The following is a 16,884-nucleotide window of genomic DNA, read 5'->3' on the forward strand; positions in this document are numbered from 1 at the left end:
CCATGGAAGACTCGCCCTTGCCCGACACACAGCGCGGCGCCACCGCAGGCAGTTGGCAGGCCTGGTTCCCGCCTGCGCAGTGGCTGCTTCATTACCGGAGCGAATGGCTGCGACATGACGCCGTCGCCGGCGTCACGCTGGCGGCCTATGGCATTCCGGTATCGCTGGCGTATGCGTCGCTGGCAGGGGTCCCCCCGCAGTACGGGATCTACTGCTATCTGGCCGGGGGGTTGGCCTATGCATTGTTCGGCTCATCGCGACAGCTCGCAATTGGCCCCACCTCGGCCATCTCGATGCTGGTCGGCGTCACCATCGCGGGCATGGCACAGGGGGATCCGGCCCGCTGGGCCTCGATTGCTGCGCTGACGGCACTGCTGATTGCTGCCATGTGTGTCCTTGCCTGGCTCTTCCGGCTGAGTTCGCTGGTCAACTTCATCAGTGAAACAATCCTGCTCGGGTTCAAGGCCGGAGCGGCACTGACGATCGCCCTGACCCAGTTGCCGAAGCTGTTCGGCGTCAAGGGCGGCGGAGAGTTTTTCTTCGAGCGCATTGCCATCCTTGCGCAGCAACTACCACTGACCAATTTCGCGGTGTTCGGCTTTGGCGTAGCGGCGATTACCGTGCTTCTGCTTGGTGAGAAGTTTCTCCCGGGACGTCCGGTCGCCCTGCTCCTCGTCGTCGTATCGATCATGCTGCTGTCGCTGACGCCGCTGGGAGGGCTGGGTTTCAAGGTCGTTGGCGCGCTGCCGCAAGGCCTGCCCGAAATGCACTGGCCAGGCCTGCGGCCACGCGATGTGGACGGAGTCGTTCCGCTTGCCTTCGCCTGCCTCCTGCTGTCGTATGTCGAGAGCGTCTCGGCTGCGCGCGCCCTTGCGCAGGCGCATGGGGATGAGGTCGATGCGCGGCAGGAACTGCTCGGGCTCGGCGCGGCGAATCTGGCCGCAAGCCTGTTCCAGGGTTATCCCGTTGCGGGCGGATTATCGCAGTCCTCGGTCAACGACAAGGCCGGGGCGAGGACACCGCTGGCACTGGTATTCGCGTCGGCAACGATTGCGCTTTGCCTGATGTTCCTTACCGGCCTGCTGGCCAATCTGCCCAACGTGGTGCTGGCTGCCATCGTGCTGGTCGCGGTCAAAGGCCTCGTGAATATCGGGGAGCTTCGCCATGTATGGCGTGTGAGCCGCTTCGAGTTCATCGTCTCGATGGTTGCATTCGTGGCCGTCCTGCTGCTCGGCATCCTGAAAGGCGTCATCGTGGCTGTGCTCGTGTCGATGCTGATGATTATCCGGCGAGCGGCACACCCTCATGTCGCGCTACTCGGGCGGATTCCTGGAACGCGCAGTTTTTCGGACATGGAACGCAACCCGGACAATGAAGCGGTTCCACAGGTGCTGATTTTCCGTGCGGAATCGTCGCTGCTTTACTTCAACGTCGAACATGTGCGCTCGGTGGTGTGGCGGGCGATTCGCAGCTCCGCGCTGCCGCTGCGGCTGGTGGTCTGCGACCTGTCGGTTTGTCCCGTGGTCGACCTGGCAGGCGCGCGCATGCTGGCGACGCTGCAAAAGGAACTGCAGGCCGCCGGCATTGGATTGCGGATGGTTGCTGCGCACGCTGTCGTGAGAGATATGCTGCGCGCAGAGGGACTGGAAGAGCGGGTGGGGTACTTCGGACGTCGTATCTCGGTTGCGGATGTGATCGAGGAGCTCCGCGCATCCACAGCGCAAGAGACTCCCATCGCAAGGACTACAGCATTTGCAGCAACGTAGCGTGCATTGTCGCCGGCCTGGCGTCCGCGCGCGGCAGAGTCCGCTGGTCCCGCATGGCGGGTTCCGGCCTTAAAGAAGGAAAGCGTCATGAATAAACCGGAAAGACCCCAGCACCTGGCCGCCGCGCGTCGGGAACCCACGCACTACCTGACCGCTGACGAGCGCGCAGCAAAAGGACGCGCCCTGCGCGATACTGTCCCTCGCGGTTCGCAATCCGGCTGGCAAGCACCGGAAGATCGCCGCGATCCGATCGAACTGCTGAATGAATCCAACGCCGGGCGGATTCTCGACCTGGTTCCAATCCGATACGGCAGGATGGCGGCATCCCCATTTGCGTTCTACCGCGGATCGGCTTCGCTCATGGCGGCCGATCTTGCCACCACGCCGTCCAGCGGCATCCGCGTGCAGGCATGCGGAGACGCCCACCTGATGAACTTCGGCGGGTTCGCAACGCCTGAACGAAACATCATCTTCGACATCAACGACCTCGACGAAACCTTGCCAGCCCCGTTCGAGTGGGACCTCAAGCGACTGGCGGCCAGTCTGGCGATTGCGGCCGAGCATCTCGCGTTGCCCAAGAGCGATGCCGCACGCGTAGTCACCGATGTCGTGCGCGAGTACCGCGAACGCATGTTCAACTACGGGTGGATGCGCGCTCTCGACGTATGGTACGACCGAATTGATTTGCAGAAGTATGAAGACCGCAGCGGCGATCCGGAGATCGTCGCCGCGGCGCGCAAGCGCCTGGCGCAGCGAATCGAAGCGGAACGACGCAAGACGGTTCCCGACTATCTTTATCCCAAACTGGTGTCGGAAGAAGGACAGCAGCCGAGGATCAAGGATGAGGCTCCCTTGATTTTTCATCCGACTGAAGAACTGGCGCCCGGCATGGGCTCGGATTACGCCCAAGCCATTGCTTCCTATCGCAGCAGCCTGGCTGAGCATGTCCGTGTGCTGTTCGACCGTTTCCACTTCTTCGACATGGCCATCAAGGTGGTTGGTGTCGGCAGCGTCGGCACCATGTGCGGCGTGGGATTGTTCATGGCCGCGGACAACGATCCTTTGTTCCTTCAGGTGAAGGAAGCGCGCGCTTCCGTGCTGGAGCCCTACGCGGGCAAGAGCCTGCATGCCAACCATGGCGAACGCGTGATCGCCGGCCAGCGTCTCATGCAGGCGGCGAGCGACGTGTTCCTGGGCTGGACGCGCGGGGAGAACAGACGCGACTTCTATGTGCGCCAGTTGCGCGACATGAAGCTCTCCGCAGTGATCGAGGACTGGGATACGGGTATGCTCAAGCAATATGGCCGCATGTGCGCGCACGCGCTTGCGCGCGCCCACGCGCGCTCTGGGGACGCCGCCATGATAGCTGGCTACATGGGGTCCGGCCAGGCCTTCGATGATGCGATCTGCGAGTTCGCCACGGAATACTGCTCGCAGAACCGCAGCGATTTCCGAGCCTTCGTCGCTGCGATTCGCGAAGGGCGTATCGAGGCGAAGCTGGACGCAGATTGAGGACCAGGCCGGACGGCGAAGGCCACCGACAACAGGTGCACCGCCACAACCCCACGGCGCGGCGGTGCATCTCACTTCGGCGCCGGGCCGCTGTTGGCTGGCGCTCGTGCGAGCAGAAGTGGCTGGGTGGTCCGCGCCATGACCTTGCGGGCAATCTTCCCCATGCGCGGATGAGAAGCACTGTGGTGTCCATTGTTTCCCATCGCAATCAGGTCGACCGACCACGCATCGGCTTCTGCCGTTATCGCTTCAGCGACGTCTTGCTGAATGCCGGACTTGCCTGACAGGAAGGTGGTCGTGAACCTCACTCCGGCCCGATCCAGGCGGGTGGCGGCTGCCGCTAACACGCCTTCTCCTGCCGTGGTCAGGTTCTCCGCCATTCGAACTGGATCCGCATTGGTCACATCCAGGAACGGACCGTTGTGGTCGAGCACAAAAATGACTTCGACGTCGGCGTCCGAGGCTTGTGCAATCAGGATGGCCTGCTCCAGCGCTGCCTCGGACGCAGCGCCGCCATCGAGGGCTACCAAAATGCGACGGTACATTTGTGACCTTTCTGCTGTAGTCAAAATGGCGATTCGAGCCGGCCAACAGGCAGCAAGACCGGCCCTGCTTCGGTGACTTAGCGCCCTTTCTCCGCGGCTGCCTTCTTCGCGCCATCGGTATAGGGGTCGAACTTGCCGGATTTCGCCCCTTCGCTGTAGGGATCGAACTTGCCGGATCTGGCGCTGCTGGTGTTGGCGTCCGGCGTTGCCCCATTGCCCGCCAGGCCAGCCTTGGTGGACTGCTTCGCCCCTTCGGGATTGGAATCAAACTTGCCGGACTTCGCCTGGTCCTCGCTCTTCGGCTTTGGGGCGTGGCTTCCGCCGTACAGGTCACCACCGTCGGTGTAGTTCTTTTGCGCAAGGACACTTTGCGCGCCAAGAACGCTCAGCGACGCTGCAGCCAGGATGGGGATAATCTTTCGGATCATGGTTATGCTCTCTATGCTGAAGTTGGGTTGGGGTTGGGCGTGGTTTGGTCAGGCCGAGTCGGCGAATGGTGCCGGCCTTCCGTCAAGGCCGACTCTTCGGCGGCGCTCTCCTCCGAGCCATCGTTAGCTGCAACACGCCTGTTTCAACAGTAGCCTGGGCCACGCCCCTGAGCTTGGGCTGGATCAAGTTGGCCGCATGTCGTGCCGTGCGGTGGCCGCGGAAGCGACGCACGCGATCAAGAACCGAAACAAAACGGCCCAAGCGGGCCGTTTTACTTTCTCCTGATCCGGCTTACTGAACCTTGTCGCCAGAGGTCTTCGCACCATCTGTATATGGGTCAGATTTCCCCGTCTTTGCCCCATCGGTGTATGGATCGTATTTGCCGGCTTTTGCCCCCTCGGAATACGGATCGAAACGCTTCTCGGAAGCGTTCAGGCTGGAGCGGGTCGACTGCTTTGCTCCATCGGTGTAGGGGTCGAACTTGCCGGACTTCGCCGCGCCCGAGTTTGGGGATACCTTCTTCGCCGTGTGGCTGCCCCCGTACAGATCGCCGCCGTCCGTGTAGTTTTTCTGCGCGATGGCTGCTTGCGTCACACCGAATGCTGCCAGCCCGGCAATGATCAGGGTCGGAATGGTTTTGTTAAGCATGATGGCCTCTCGAATCGAGGTCGCGCGGCGCCTGCGCACGCCCTTGCGAATGGTGGACGAATACTCTGGCTGATTGACCGAGTTGGCGCTTCCCTTAATAACGTGAACCCGCTTCTCCGGAATTCAAGTCTCAAAGCGGCTATTTGTTCAATGAACCGCTCCAACCCTCCGCGCCGCGCATTTCAGCAGGAGCAATGCCGCTTGGGGACCCCGCATGGACTGAAATCGCCAGACGCATGAGGTTGTACGGCTCCACGCGGATCAGGCCGCCGCGTGGGCTGTCGATATCGGCAATCAGCGCGAAAGAAACGCCAACCACCATGGGCAAGACCAGCAGCAGGTGGCCGGCCGATTCCGCCTTGCGCAGGCCGTATCCAACCAAAGCGTTGCTGCACACCGCCACGACAAGCATCAGCATCCAGGCGGAGCTGGGGATCCGGTTCCACCACGATGACTGGGTATAGCCCTCCGAGTTCAGCACCTCATTCATCCCCGCCACCGCCAACCCCACGATGACGTTCGGATTGGCTGCGGCATTGCGTTCTACAACCGCCCAAAGCCTGGTTTGCAAGGCTGCTGTCGCAGCGTCGGTCTTCTTCAGACTGGCGGCATCATGGTTCGTATAGAAGTCCAGCCGACACCGAAGGTACTCGCGAAGCAGCGCACGCACGGGCTCCGCATCGGCCGCCGGCAACAGTCCCGCGCGGACATATTCCGTACCGATGGCGTTGGCCTCTGCTTCTTCGTAGAGTTTGCGCTGGTCGTAGCGGCTGACCGCCATGGCAAAGCAGAAGCCGATCAGTAGCCCGAGCAGCGTGAGAACGGCTGCCTGAATCACGCCTACGTCCTGCCGTGCATCTGCGGAGGGACTCCTGGGTCCGCGAAAGGCCTTGGCGCCGATCCTTTCGGCCAGCCATAGGACGGTGAACGTGACGACGAAAACCAGCACGGGGTAGTCTTTGATGGTGATATCCATGATTTGCTCACCGTAAACTTGCTTCCTGCAAACGCCCGCAAATGCATCTCGCGCAAGGCTTCCGCCCCTATGCCAAAAAAGGACTACTGGGCGGGAATCGTGATCAGCGGCATGGCTTCTTTGCTGCCCGTATCCACCAGCGTGAAGAACAGCATGACGGCATTGAGCGCGCGCTTGGTACGCAAGTCGCCTTGATCGATCCAGAACCAGTAGTCGCGGTAGCGCACCGTCACATAGGCATCCACGGGCTTGGCCTTGCCGCAACGGATCCGAACGGTTTCGTCGTCGGCCGCCGGTGACGTCCGCGCAACGCCTGGCAACGCGCTCCGCTCGGCCAGATGCTCGTCCGGCACGTCCATGTAGCTGGACAACGCAAGCATGATCTGCAACATGGACCGGCTGTTGACCGACAGTTCGTCGTCCGCGCCGCGAGCCGGCGAGTACCTGAGCACGAAACGTTGCCGGTCGGCGGGCAGCCTCAGCAGCCGGCGAATCTCGTCCACCTTCTCGATCACGCCAGCAGGCATGTCTTCCCTGCGGAAGAAGAGGACGGCCATGGATCCCCGAGTCTTGTCTTCTTCGACACGCATCGCGAAGGCGCCGGCAGCCTGTACCTCGCGCATCAAAGAGATGGCCCGCACAAATTCGGGATCGGCCTCCCGCACCATGCCGGTGGCGGTGGAACGATTACGCACGCCATTGAGCGACTCAACTGTCATGCCAAGCAGGAAGTCGGCGGCATAGCCGCTTTGCAGCATGAAGAAGATGTTGCGCGGATCAATCGGCTCCATCAGTCCGCGCACAAAGCGCTGTCCTGTTGCCGGCGTGTAGGTGATCGTCGGACGGTCCGTATAGACGCCCTGCACGCCCGCCGCGATGAAATCCCCCTGGACCGCGCGTGCGGAAGACAGCGTACCGTTGACCGACACCCCCGCCTGAAGCGAATAGCCGCTGACTACGGAGGCAACATCCACGAACACGGGGAGATCCATGTAGCGAAGCTTGACGATGTTGAGCAGCGTCTGCTGCTTCCATGAATCGGCAATGGCCGCGCTGTAGTCAAAACGGTCGGCGACGATGGTGGTGGGTCCCAACGATGTACACCCCGAAAGCACCCAGACTGATGCTATCGCCACGGCATGCACGAGCGCCGCGAAGCGGACTTCCGTCCGGCTGGTTGCCTGTTTCAGGCAGCTTGCATTGCGGAACGCCGGTGCACGCATGGCAAGAGGGACATCCCCCTCCGGATGAAATGGGTCTTCAGGTAGCGTAGGAGAACGCAGAAGGCGTTCGTTGACGCAGCGCAAGCCGGCAAAGCGTGCTAGAAGCGGAATGAGAGCGAGAGCATCACGACCTGCGCTTCGGCGCCGGGATTGAACCAGTAGACGCCAGCCGTGCAGTCCCGCACCGTGAACTGGAGGAGCGCTCCGGGCCGGATGTCCCTGTCGCCACCATAGATCCGCGTACGCTGCATGACGATACCGAGCCGTACCCACTCGACCGGTCGATAGGCCAGTTCGCTCCAGGCATAGAGGTAGCCGGAACGGCCGGCGTGGGCAGGCAGGTACTCCGCTTCCAGGTAATAGTCCAGCCTGCCCGCGCCTACGCTAGCCTCGAGTCCGGCGACGGGTCCGTGCGCCTCCCCGGCGACCGCGCCGATGATGGGCGTGGCGCTGACACGAATCTTTTCGCCTCCCGAGAAAGTCCAGCCGATGAATGCCGACTGCGAATGCATGGCTTCATAGTTGGCCCTCGCCTCGAGGTGCAGCTGGCCGTGGTCGGCGCTGAAAATGCCACTCGCGTAGCTCGCGGCCTGGCGTGGCATGTTCCAGTAGGCCGTTGCCGAGAAGCTCCACGGGTCAGGTGTGTCCAAACCGGTAGCCGGCGAGCCTGGCGTCTGGGCCTGTACCGCTCCCGCAGCGAACATGGCCACCAGAAGCGGGCGGATCCGCACGTCAACCGCCCAGCGCGATAACCGCCATGGTCAGGGCGACACCCAGAGCCGTCATGCCTAATCCAGCCGGCATGGCTCCGAACCCTGCGTAGTGACCGAGCGCCGCGCCGCCGAGAAACAGCATACCAAGCGTCAACACACGCGAGACCAGCAACGCACTTGGGACATCGCTCATGAGCACGAAAGGCAGTGCCACAGGAAACGTGCTCAAGACCACGATGCAGAAGATGTGCACGGCCCCGCGCAGATCGGCCGAATGCAGGCGCGGGCTTGCCGGCAAGCCCGCCCCGGCAAGCCTCGTGCGAATGGCTTCCAGCTCCGCGTCTGCGGCCAGTGTCTTCATGCCTGGTGGAAGCGCGTCGCGAATAAGGCGGATGCCGGTCGGCCGGTCGGGCGCGTGCTTGATGGCCATGGCGAGCGTGAGCCGCTGCCCTCTCGCGGCGATCGTTCGCACGAGATACATGACCGCATCGACCAGGCCCCACGCCAGGTTGCATCCCAGCGCGGCATGCAGCATGGTCCTGCTCGCGCCGGCGCCGGCACTTGCCGACGAGACCGCGCCGACAAACGTGAGGGCCATGAACAGGCCAAAGCACATCTCGGAAACGCGGTCCACCACGTCCAGCACGGCGCCCCGACCTTCATCCTGGTCCGGCAGGACATCCATCGGATCGGCCGTACTGGCTGCCCTGGCATTGGCCCGCGACGGCGCCATGGATGTTTTCGCCGTAGCTGCCCGCGGGCGCGGCGCAATATCTCCGCGGCGCCGACCGCCGGCGCCCGAGGCACCCGGGCCTGGTTCAGGACGCCGCACCGCCATGTCCGCCTGCCTTGACCAGCAATACGGGCAGGCTGCCGTGGCGCAGCAAGCTTTCCGCAACGCTCCCCATCAATGCCAGACCGATACCCGAGCGGCCATGCGTGCCGGCTACCACGATCTGGGCGCCACGCTCTTCTGCAATCTGCTGGACCTGCTTGCCGAGATCGCCGAGCGCGAGGATCTGGTCGACCAGGATGACGTGGCTGCGCACCTGCTGCGCCTGCGCTTTCGCCTGCGCCTCGGCCAGAAGCTTGTGCCCTGCCCGGACCAGACCTGCACGCACGTCCGGCTCTTCGTATCCGCCATCCACGATATGCACGATGTCCAGCTCCGCGCCGCTCGCAGCGGCCAGCCCGATGGCTTCCTCCAGGCCGCGATCGCTGCAGTGACTCCCGTCTATCGCCACCAGAATCCTTGTATACATTCGCGTTCTCCTGCTGCATGCCTGAACTGAAAGGCGCCATCACTGGGACACCACCGATCCACGTTCCGGCACCGGCGTGCCGATCCGAATTTCAATGCGAGAACAATACCGGCACCGTCATGCACGACAGCAACGTGCGGGTGACGCCGCCGAGCACGAGCTCCCGCATGCGCCCATGGCCGTAGGCACCCATCACGATCAGGTCGGCGTCGAAGTCGGCGGCACGGGACAACAGCAATTCACCGATGGTCAGGTCCGAACCGCCCGGGCCGTGCTCTACCTCCACCGTTACGCCGTGTCGCTCAAGGACCCGCACCGCATGGGCGACGGGCGTGGCGTCCGTACGTGCTTCCTTGGCAGCAGTCTGGGCACACAATATGCGTGCCGCCGCTCCGCCAATGAGCGGCAGCGCGTCATGCAAGGCCCGTGCCGCTTCACGGCTGCCATTCCATGCCACCATCACCCGCGATCCTGTTGTCTTGAACTGCCCGTCATACGGCACCACGATTACCGGCCGCCCGCTTTCCAACAGCAACGCTTCAAGAACCTGGGCAGCAAGCGGGCCTTCTTCCCCATTGGCGTCATACTGGCCAGCGACGATCAGGCCGGCCTCGCGCGACTCACGCAGCACCGTGGAGAGCACATCGTGTTCGGCTGCCCGCCATTCCACGCCTGCGCCAAGAGACTTTGTCATTTCCTGGAACTGGTGCCGGATGCGTTCCCCGACCAGCTTGCGACGCTGCCTGTCCATTTCGATATAGTCGGCGGCGTTGTCCATCAGGTAGAACCATGCAGGATCGGGAATGAAGCTGCCCAGGAGGCCGATCAACGGACAATCATGGGAACTCGCCAGCTGGGTCGCCAGCGCGAGCCGGGTCGTCGTATGCCTGCTGCGATCCAGATGGACCAGAATGCTGCTGTAGTTCATGCTCGCTCCTTATCCTGAGCTTGATACGGATCGGTGCTTCTGCCGGGCTCGTTCACCACCAGCAGTAGAAACAGGTGCCAGTCGGTCAGTGGAAGTCGGGACGTTTCGTGCATGCGGAGATCCTTTCTTGGATCGGGGCCATGAGCCCGGCCAGACCGTTCGCTCACGGTAAATTTAGGCATCCACGAGGAGGTGGGGTTGACAAGCGTCAACCTGCTTCCAATTCCGCAACGGGATCGCGCGCAGTCGAAGCGCGTTTGCCAGGCAGCGGCAGGTGAATCCGGATTCTCGTATCACCTCTGGTCCGCTTCACTACATGTGTGCAGCCGAGCACGTAAGCGCGCTCGCGCGTGTCCACCTGGCCAAAGGACCACGGCTTGCGCGGGCTCGCGGGACCGGAACTTCGCCCGTCGTCATCGCAAATTTCGCGCTGCCGGCATCCCGGGCTAGCCAACGCATGACCATGGCGTGTTACGCCCCTTCCGCGGCCGTTGACGCCGATCAACCTTGGCTCGGCGGCGGGCACTATGTTTGACGAAGCAGCAACCCGTTGAGGTAAGTCCCTACCGTCAATCGAACCATGGAACGCCAGCAAACCGAGTTCTCGCTTTGGTACCTGATTCTCACAACCGTAGCGATACTGATTCTGCAGTTCTACATCGGTGCCGCCAGTATCCAGACGCTGGCTTACAGCGACTTCAAGGCGCTGCTCAAAGCCGAAAAGGTCCGCACCGCCAGCGTTGGGGAGACAGAAATCAGCGGCACTGTCGTCGCAGCCGGACTGGAAGCCGTCCTACCCCGCGAACAAGCCACGGCGCTGCAGAAGTCAGGACGCGCTGAGCACGCGTTCACTACCGTACGCATCAATGACCCCAACCTTTTGTCAGATCTGGACGCCGCACATGTGCGGTACGCAGGTGAAGCCGACAGCAAGTGGATTGGCGCAGTCCTTTCGTGGATCGTACCGGCGCTGGTCTTCCTCGGTATCTGGACCCTGATGATCAAGCGCATGGGCGGCGGCAGGGACGGCTTGCTTGAGATTGGCAAGAGCAAGGCGAAGATTTATCTGCAGCAGCAGACCGGCGTCACGTTCGCTGACGTCGCCGGCATCGACGAGGCCAAGGCAGAGTTGATGGAAGTGGTCGACTTCCTCAAGGCGCCCCAACGCTATCGACGACTAGGCGGCAAGATACCCAAAGGGGTGCTGCTGCTTGGTGCCCCTGGAACCGGCAAGACGCTCCTGGCCCGCGCGGTTGCGGGCGAAGCCGGCGTGCCGTTCTTCAGCATGAGCGGGTCAGAGTTTGTCGAGTTGTTCGTCGGTGTTGGCGCCGCTCGTGTCAGGGACCTGTTTGCCCAGGCAGAACATAAGGCACCCTGCATCATTTTCATCGACGAGCTGGATGCGCTTGGAAAGACCCGCACCCTCAACGTGGCAGGCGGCCAGGACGAGCGAGAACAGACGCTCAACCAGTTGCTCGTGCAAATGGACGGCTTCGACACCAACAAAGGGGTCATCATTATGGCCGCCACCAACCGTCCTGAGATCCTCGACGCAGCGCTCTTGCGGCCAGGCCGGTTCGACCGCCACATCGTGCTCGACCGCCCGGACCTTGGCGGGCGCGAGCAGATCCTGCGCGTCCATGTTCGCAATGTCACGCTCGCCCCTGAAGTCGCTCTGCATGACCTGGCCGCGCGCACACCCGGCTTCGCCGGTGCGGACCTCGCGAACCTTGTCAACGAAGCGGCCTTGCTTGCTGCGCGCAAGAACAAGGCAGCCGTCGACATGGCTGATTTCGACGAAGCGCTCGACCGCATCATCGGCGGCCTCGAAAAGCGCAATCGCGTCATGATCGCACTGGAGAAGCAGACCATTGCCTACCACGAGGCAGGCCATGCACTGGTCGCGGAAAGCCGCGCGCATGCCGACCGGGTATCGCGCATCTCCATCATCCCGCGTGGCGTAGGCGCGCTCGGCTATACACAGCAGACACCGGCGGAGGACCGCTACCTGCTCCGGCGCAGCGAATTGCTTGACAGGCTTGATGTATTCCTGGGCGGGCGTATGGCCGAACAGATTGTCTTCGACGATGTCTCCACCGGCGCCCGGAACGACCTGGAGCGTGCCACCGACATGGCACGCCAGATGGTGACGCAGTACGGCATGAGCAATTCGCTTGGACTGCCATGCTATGAACGCGCCGGCAACAGCTTGTTGCCGATCAGCCCCGCGCTGCCACGGTCTGACCGGGAGTACAGCGAGCGCACGGCACAAATCATCGACGAAGAAGTTCGCCTGATTCTGGCCGAGGCCGCCGAGCGGACCCGCAAGACCTTGTTGGCCCAGCGTCCGGTGCTTGACGCCCTGGCGCAATTGCTGCTCGACAAGGAGGTAGTCGACCGGCCAACGCTGGATACGCTGCTCCAGCGCATGCCAGCGCACGAAACGCGCGCCGAGGCCGCCTGACAGCAAGCCCTTTATGGAACCCCTGTGCCTTGCCGGCTTTGCCACCTATACGGGCTACGTGTTCTCGGCATCCGAGACGGACGGCGATCCCGCTGGGCGATTGGCGCGCTCTTTACGGCCACAGTCGGAGCGGGCCAGCCACTATTTCGATGCGTCTATCGCCGGCCAGTTCGACGTGGCGGATGAAACTGACGCGCTCGAACCGCTTCCCACCCTGCAAGACGTAGGCCCCTCATCGGTGCATTTAGCTTCAGTGTGAAAACAGCACCGGAACCGTCATCGACGAGAGCAATGCACGCGTGACTCCACCAAGGACCAGCTCCCTCATCCGGCCGTGCCCATACGCCCCCATCACAATCAGGTCCGCGCCAAAGTCCGCCGCGCGGGACAGGAGCAATTCGCCAACGGAGACATCTGACCCACTTACGCAAGTCTGGACCTCGACGCTCACGCCATGCCGTTCCAGAACTCGGGTTGCATGGACAACACGGGTCGCATCGGGGCGCGGATCCTTGTCCGTCCTCGCGCACACAATGCACGCGCTGGCGCCCGCTATCCACGGCAGCGCATCATGCAACGCCCGCGCGGCTTCGCGGCTGCCATTCCAGGCGATGATCACCCTTGCCCCCGCCGTCTGAAATTGACCCGTCTGGGGGACGACAAGAACCGGACGCCCACTTTCGAGAATCAAGGCCTCCAGAATCTGCCTGGCAATCGGCCCTTCGATATTGGCGATGTCATACTGCCCAGCGACAATCAGGCCCGCTTCGCGCGATGCCTGCAATGCTTCACCCAGGGCATCCAATTCCGCCTTTCGCCACTCGACGGCGACCTGCGCCGTATCAGCGATGCCTTGCAGCCTCGACCGCACGGTCTCCCAGGCCTGGCGCCGCACCTTTTGGTCCTGATCGACAATCGCCTGAGGACTGTTCATCAGGTAGAACCACATCGGGTCCGGAATAAAACCCGCCAGCATGGGAACAAGCGGACAGGCGTTCTTGCGCGCCAAATGCGCCGCGAGTCGGAATCGCGGCTGGGCGCCGGGATCCTTGTCTGCGTACACGAAGATGCTGCTGCAAGCCATATTCTTCTCCTGAGCCCGATATCGCTTGTTCAGGCCGCGTCACGCCTCTTCTCGCCGTCCGCGTCTCGATGCATGGCTTCGTCTTCCTTGCGCCCGAGTTTGCTCGACAGGCGAAGCTGGAAGCCAAATAGCAGGACAAGGCCCACCACTGATAGCCCGGCGATCAAAATCCGATACCCCATGATAGGACTCCATTTGCTATTGATATGCCGCACGGTGTATAGATCGCGCAGATAGGGCTTCGCTCCCTGCCGCGGCGTCGGTAATGATCAAGGTGTCTTCGTGGCCTGGCGCGTCTATTACGAAACAGTGGCTGATCCGCCTGGCGGTGCGCAAGCTGCTATCGCCCTTGACCACTGCTCCCATGAGTTCATCGGTATGCAGGCTGCCCTTCATCAGGGCCTCGGTCTTGCCTTCGCCTACGAGCGCCACCGCGGCGGCGGCCTCGGCGTGGCTGTGCGGGGCATCGACGGCCGGGTACCGGCTGATATCAATGGCGTTGGCACGGGCGACCTCTTCGATGCGGGCGCGGGGTCCGACCAGGATGGGCGCGATCAGGCTCATTCGCGCGGCCTCCACGGCTCCCTCCAGTGAACTTCGATCGCAAGGATGGACGACCGCCGTGGGTGTGGGTGGAATGGACTTGCAGTAGTCGATCAGGCGCTGATACTTCTCGTGCTTTGCATTCACAGGTCTCTCCTGCATTACAAGGTTCGGTTCCAATTCCTTGCAACGCCTCGTGCGCTGCTAGGACGCGCGTGCAAGCGGTGCCGCCGTGCGGCGCGGCCGCTCCGGCCTGACCGACAGCACCGTGCGGATACGTGCAAGCATCGCGGCCTGCTCTGCCGTCTGCGTGGTTCCGAGCAGCCGCTCGTCAGCCCGCAGCTTTTCGGCGAGGGATTGCAGCCGGTCACGATCGGACTTGTCCCTGAGCAGGACCGGCAGCGTATCGAGCGCCTGCTCCGGCGCGTACAACGTAATGAGTTCCTGCTGGCCACGAATCCGGCGCCAAGCCTCCGGCGGCAGTTCCGGCAGCAGTTCGGCGTAGTCCGTCACCAGTTCCTTGCGCAATTCGAGCCGCGACAGCGGCAACGGCTCGCCCTGCTGCTTGAGCAGGCAGGCCACTCGGGCGATGGCCTCCGCGTAGCCGCCCTGCTCGATCGACGCCAGCGCGGCCTTCACCTCCGGCAGTTCGCGTGGCTCGGTCACCTTGGGCGGACCGGCATGCGACGCCTTGTCCTGCGGAATCGCCCAGTGCAGGTTCGCGTACAGGTTGAAGAAGGTGGCTTCCGTCACCGCATCGCGCACGGCGCGGTAGGCGTCAAGGCCAGCGCTGAGCATGTCCGCGCCGGCCTGCTCGCGCTTGCGCAGCGGATGGTCGGCATCCAGCGCCTGCCGGTTCGTCTTCACCGCATTGGCGGCGGCACCCACCCAGGCCATCCACGGATTCAGGTCCGAAAACGCCCAGTTCTGCATCCGCAGCGGATGGAACTCGCGCAGCATCCGCGCCGATGCCTCGTTCGACATGGCTTGCACGAACGGCTGGGCGAACAGCTCATAGGCGCGCTGGTTGAATTCCGACAGCGCGGCGACGGCCTCGAATGGCTTCTCGTCCGCGCGCTCGAAGCGGTTGAGCCGTTGCGCGATCTCTTCAAGCGAATGTTCGCGGAACTCGACCTCGTACTCGACCCCGCCATCGGACTTGCGCTCATGGATCAGCATGCCGTAGAGCCCCGGCGGCAACAACTCGATGCTCTGCAGCACGGAAACGATCTGCGCGTGCTCCTTCTGCGCGACTTTGCCCGAGACGAAGATACCGAGGTGGCCGACGTCCTGGTGCATCATCCCGACGATGACCTGGCCGCGCGCCTTGATCTCCTCGGTGCTGCCGTAGACGTCCACCACCCAGTTGAAAGCCTGCTGCGGCGGCGTGATGTTGTCCCCCATCGAGGCAAACAGCACGATCGGGGCCTTGATGGCGCGCAGGTCGAACGCCTTGCCGCCGGCATCCTTGACGTCGCCGCTCCACAGCTTGTTGCCGACGAAGAGATTGCGCGTGATCCATTCGATCTCTTCGCGGTTCATCAGGTAGTAGCCGCCCCACCAGTGCTCGAACTCCAGGAACCGCGGCGGCTCGGTATCGGCCTTCTTGTACAGGTTGTAGTACTTGTCCCACAAGCTGTTGGCCGGATTCAGGTTCTCGAAATTCTGGACCAGCCAGGCGCCATCGAACTTGCCGTTGCCCAGGTCCGCCGTCAGCGACGACAGCCAGGTCCCGCCCAGCAGGCCACCCGAGTAGCGCATCGGGTTGTCGCCTTCGCCCTCGCTCCAGGCGCCGCCCCAGTAGGACATCGGCGCGCCGTTGATGACAATGGGCCCGGTGTCGTCCGGATCCGAGGCGGCGAGCATCATGGCGGCCCAGCCGCCCTGGCAATTGCCGACGATGGCCGGCTTGGGACTGTCCGGATGCAGCGCGCGCACTTTCCTGATGAATTGCTGTTCGGCTTCGCACACATCGAGCAGCGTTTGCCCCGGCTCCGGATCGCGAAAGAAAATGACGAAGTAGACCGGGTGGCCTGCGCGCATCGCCACGCCAACCTGGGAATCGTCCTTGAAGCCGCCGATGCCCGGGCCGTGGCCGGCACGCGGATCGATGATGACGTAAGGGCGGCGGCCGTTGTCGATCGTTACGCCGGCGGGCGGCGTGATCTTCAGCAGCGCATAGTTGACGGGCCGCTCGAAGGTGCGGCCGTCCAGCACGGTTTCGTACGCAAAGTGCAGGACGGGCTTGAGGCCCTGCGCCGCATTCTCGACAAAGTTGTTGCCGCGCTGCCGGATCGTGTCCCAGAACAGGATGGCACGCTGCATGCTGTCAACGGCGTACGCATAGCAGTTCATCGGGTCCGCCGCGGCCATCCAGCCAGCGGGCGTCGTCGCCTCGCCGGCCATGGCTTCCTGCGTGCGATGGCTGAATGCCTCTTGTGCAACCTTCAGGCGCTTTTGCAGCACCACGCTTGTCTTGACGCCCACTTCACGTGCATGAGCCAGTTGCTTTCCTGCTTCCATGCTGTCTCCGTCAGAGGTTCTGCCGACATCCAGCGTAGGATGCCGCGCTGAACGGCTGTTGACATAGCGCAAGCCGGCAAGGCATCAGCGAGCGCATGTGCAGGGGTGCGATTCCGTCACTTCGATGCGGGAAGACGTTGCTCTCCATGGGGCGGGCCGCACCGCACCATCCGTCCACGGCTCGTTGATCTATAACAACCGGGCCTGCGAACCGAAGTCATAGGCTGAATACACAAGGAAAGCATTGCGCAGGCATCGCTCGTTCTTG

At 62.9% G+C, this 16,884-nt stretch carries 16 protein-coding genes and 1 pseudogene; 4 read left to right on the top strand and 13 right to left on the bottom strand.

Annotated elements, in window-relative coordinates; genetic code table 11:
• The first annotated feature begins 2 nt into the window (after window positions 1–2).
• Together ACIGJB_RS08145 and ACIGJB_RS08150 are read left to right on the top strand one after the other, a co-directional pair.
• Window positions 3–1,766: a SulP family inorganic anion transporter gene (locus ACIGJB_RS08145; protein ID WP_483732177.1), complete on the top strand. Its 1,764-nt coding sequence runs from the start codon at window positions 3–5 to the stop codon at window positions 1,764–1,766.
• A gap of 87 nt (window positions 1,767–1,853) precedes the next feature.
• The gene (locus ACIGJB_RS08150) at window positions 1,854–3,278 is read left to right on the top strand and encodes a DUF2252 domain-containing protein (RefSeq protein WP_483732178.1); all 1,425 of its coding nucleotides are present in this window, start codon (window positions 1,854–1,856) and stop codon (window positions 3,276–3,278) included.
• Window positions 3,279–3,349: 71 nt separating this feature from the next.
• Here ACIGJB_RS08150 and ACIGJB_RS08155 read toward each other — a convergent pair whose 3' ends face one another.
• The 9 genes from ACIGJB_RS08155 to ACIGJB_RS08195 all read right to left on the bottom strand — a co-directional run bounded on the left by ACIGJB_RS08155 (window position 3,350) and on the right by ACIGJB_RS08195 (window position 10,002).
• Complete coding sequence (locus ACIGJB_RS08155) at window positions 3,350–3,823, bottom strand: universal stress protein (RefSeq protein ID WP_483732179.1); 474 nt, start codon at window positions 3,821–3,823, stop codon at window positions 3,350–3,352.
• 77 nt (window positions 3,824–3,900) lie between these two features.
• The gene (locus tag ACIGJB_RS08160) at window positions 3,901–4,251 is read right to left on the bottom strand and encodes a hypothetical protein (RefSeq protein ID WP_483732180.1); all 351 of its coding nucleotides are present in this window, start codon (window positions 4,249–4,251) and stop codon (window positions 3,901–3,903) included.
• Between the two features lie 292 nt (window positions 4,252–4,543).
• Complete coding sequence (locus ACIGJB_RS08165) at window positions 4,544–4,900, bottom strand: hypothetical protein (RefSeq protein WP_483732181.1); 357 nt, start codon at window positions 4,898–4,900, stop codon at window positions 4,544–4,546.
• 139 nt (window positions 4,901–5,039) lie between these two features.
• Window positions 5,040–5,876, bottom strand: a complete 837-nt coding sequence (locus tag ACIGJB_RS08170; RefSeq protein ID WP_483732182.1) for a bestrophin-like domain — start codon at window positions 5,874–5,876, stop codon at window positions 5,040–5,042.
• Window positions 5,877–5,959: 83 nt separating this feature from the next.
• A complete protein-coding gene (locus ACIGJB_RS08175; RefSeq protein WP_483732183.1) occupies window positions 5,960–7,183 on the bottom strand; it encodes a hypothetical protein in 1,224 nt (407 codons plus the stop codon).
• 14 nt (window positions 7,184–7,197) lie between these two features.
• Entirely contained in the window at window positions 7,198–7,749 is a 552-nt protein-coding gene (locus tag ACIGJB_RS08180; protein WP_483732184.1) for a hypothetical protein, read from the bottom strand.
• Window positions 7,750–7,831: 82 nt separating this feature from the next.
• A complete protein-coding gene (locus ACIGJB_RS08185; RefSeq protein WP_483732282.1) occupies window positions 7,832–8,497 on the bottom strand; it encodes a hypothetical protein in 666 nt (221 codons plus the stop codon).
• Window positions 8,498–8,630: 133 nt separating this feature from the next.
• Window positions 8,631–9,074 carry a universal stress protein gene (locus ACIGJB_RS08190; protein WP_483732185.1) on the bottom strand — a complete coding sequence of 148 codons (444 nt, stop codon included), beginning with the start codon at window positions 9,072–9,074 and terminating at the stop codon, window positions 8,631–8,633.
• Window positions 9,075–9,165: 91 nt separating this feature from the next.
• A complete protein-coding gene (locus tag ACIGJB_RS08195; RefSeq protein WP_483732186.1) occupies window positions 9,166–10,002 on the bottom strand; it encodes a universal stress protein in 837 nt (278 codons plus the stop codon).
• 580 nt (window positions 10,003–10,582) lie between these two features.
• Here ACIGJB_RS08195 and ftsH point away from each other — a divergent pair.
• Both ftsH and ACIGJB_RS08205 read left to right on the top strand, forming a co-directional pair.
• Window positions 10,583–12,466, top strand: a complete 1,884-nt coding sequence (gene ftsH, locus ACIGJB_RS08200; protein WP_483732187.1) for an ATP-dependent zinc metalloprotease FtsH — start codon at window positions 10,583–10,585, stop codon at window positions 12,464–12,466.
• Window positions 12,467–12,479: 13 nt separating this feature from the next.
• A complete protein-coding gene (locus ACIGJB_RS08205) occupies window positions 12,480–12,725 on the top strand; it encodes a hypothetical protein (RefSeq protein ID WP_483732188.1) in 246 nt (81 codons plus the stop codon).
• Here ACIGJB_RS08205 and ACIGJB_RS08210 read toward each other — a convergent pair.
• The 4 genes and pseudogenes from ACIGJB_RS08210 to ACIGJB_RS08225 all read right to left on the bottom strand — a co-directional run bounded on the left by ACIGJB_RS08210 (window position 12,717) and on the right by ACIGJB_RS08225 (window position 16,616).
• Window positions 12,717–13,550 (bottom strand): universal stress protein, encoded by an 834-nt coding sequence (locus ACIGJB_RS08210; RefSeq protein ID WP_483732189.1) that lies wholly within the window; start codon window positions 13,548–13,550, stop codon window positions 12,717–12,719. The genes ACIGJB_RS08205 and ACIGJB_RS08210 overlap by 9 nt on opposite strands.
• Window positions 13,551–13,579: 29 nt before the next feature.
• Window positions 13,580–13,732: a hypothetical protein gene (locus tag ACIGJB_RS08215; protein ID WP_483732190.1), complete on the bottom strand. Its 153-nt coding sequence runs from the start codon at window positions 13,730–13,732 to the stop codon at window positions 13,580–13,582.
• A 70-nt stretch (window positions 13,733–13,802) separates the two neighbouring features.
• Window positions 13,803–14,240 (bottom strand): annotated as a pseudogene (locus ACIGJB_RS08220) (phosphate acetyl/acyltransferase); the annotation flags it as partial.
• A gap of 57 nt (window positions 14,241–14,297) precedes the next feature.
• Complete coding sequence (locus tag ACIGJB_RS08225) at window positions 14,298–16,616, bottom strand: DUF3141 domain-containing protein (protein WP_483732191.1); 2,319 nt, start codon at window positions 16,614–16,616, stop codon at window positions 14,298–14,300.
• Window positions 16,617–16,884: the final 268 nt, after the last annotated feature.

The organism is Cupriavidus sp. C2SS-8b (assembly GCF_057073745.1).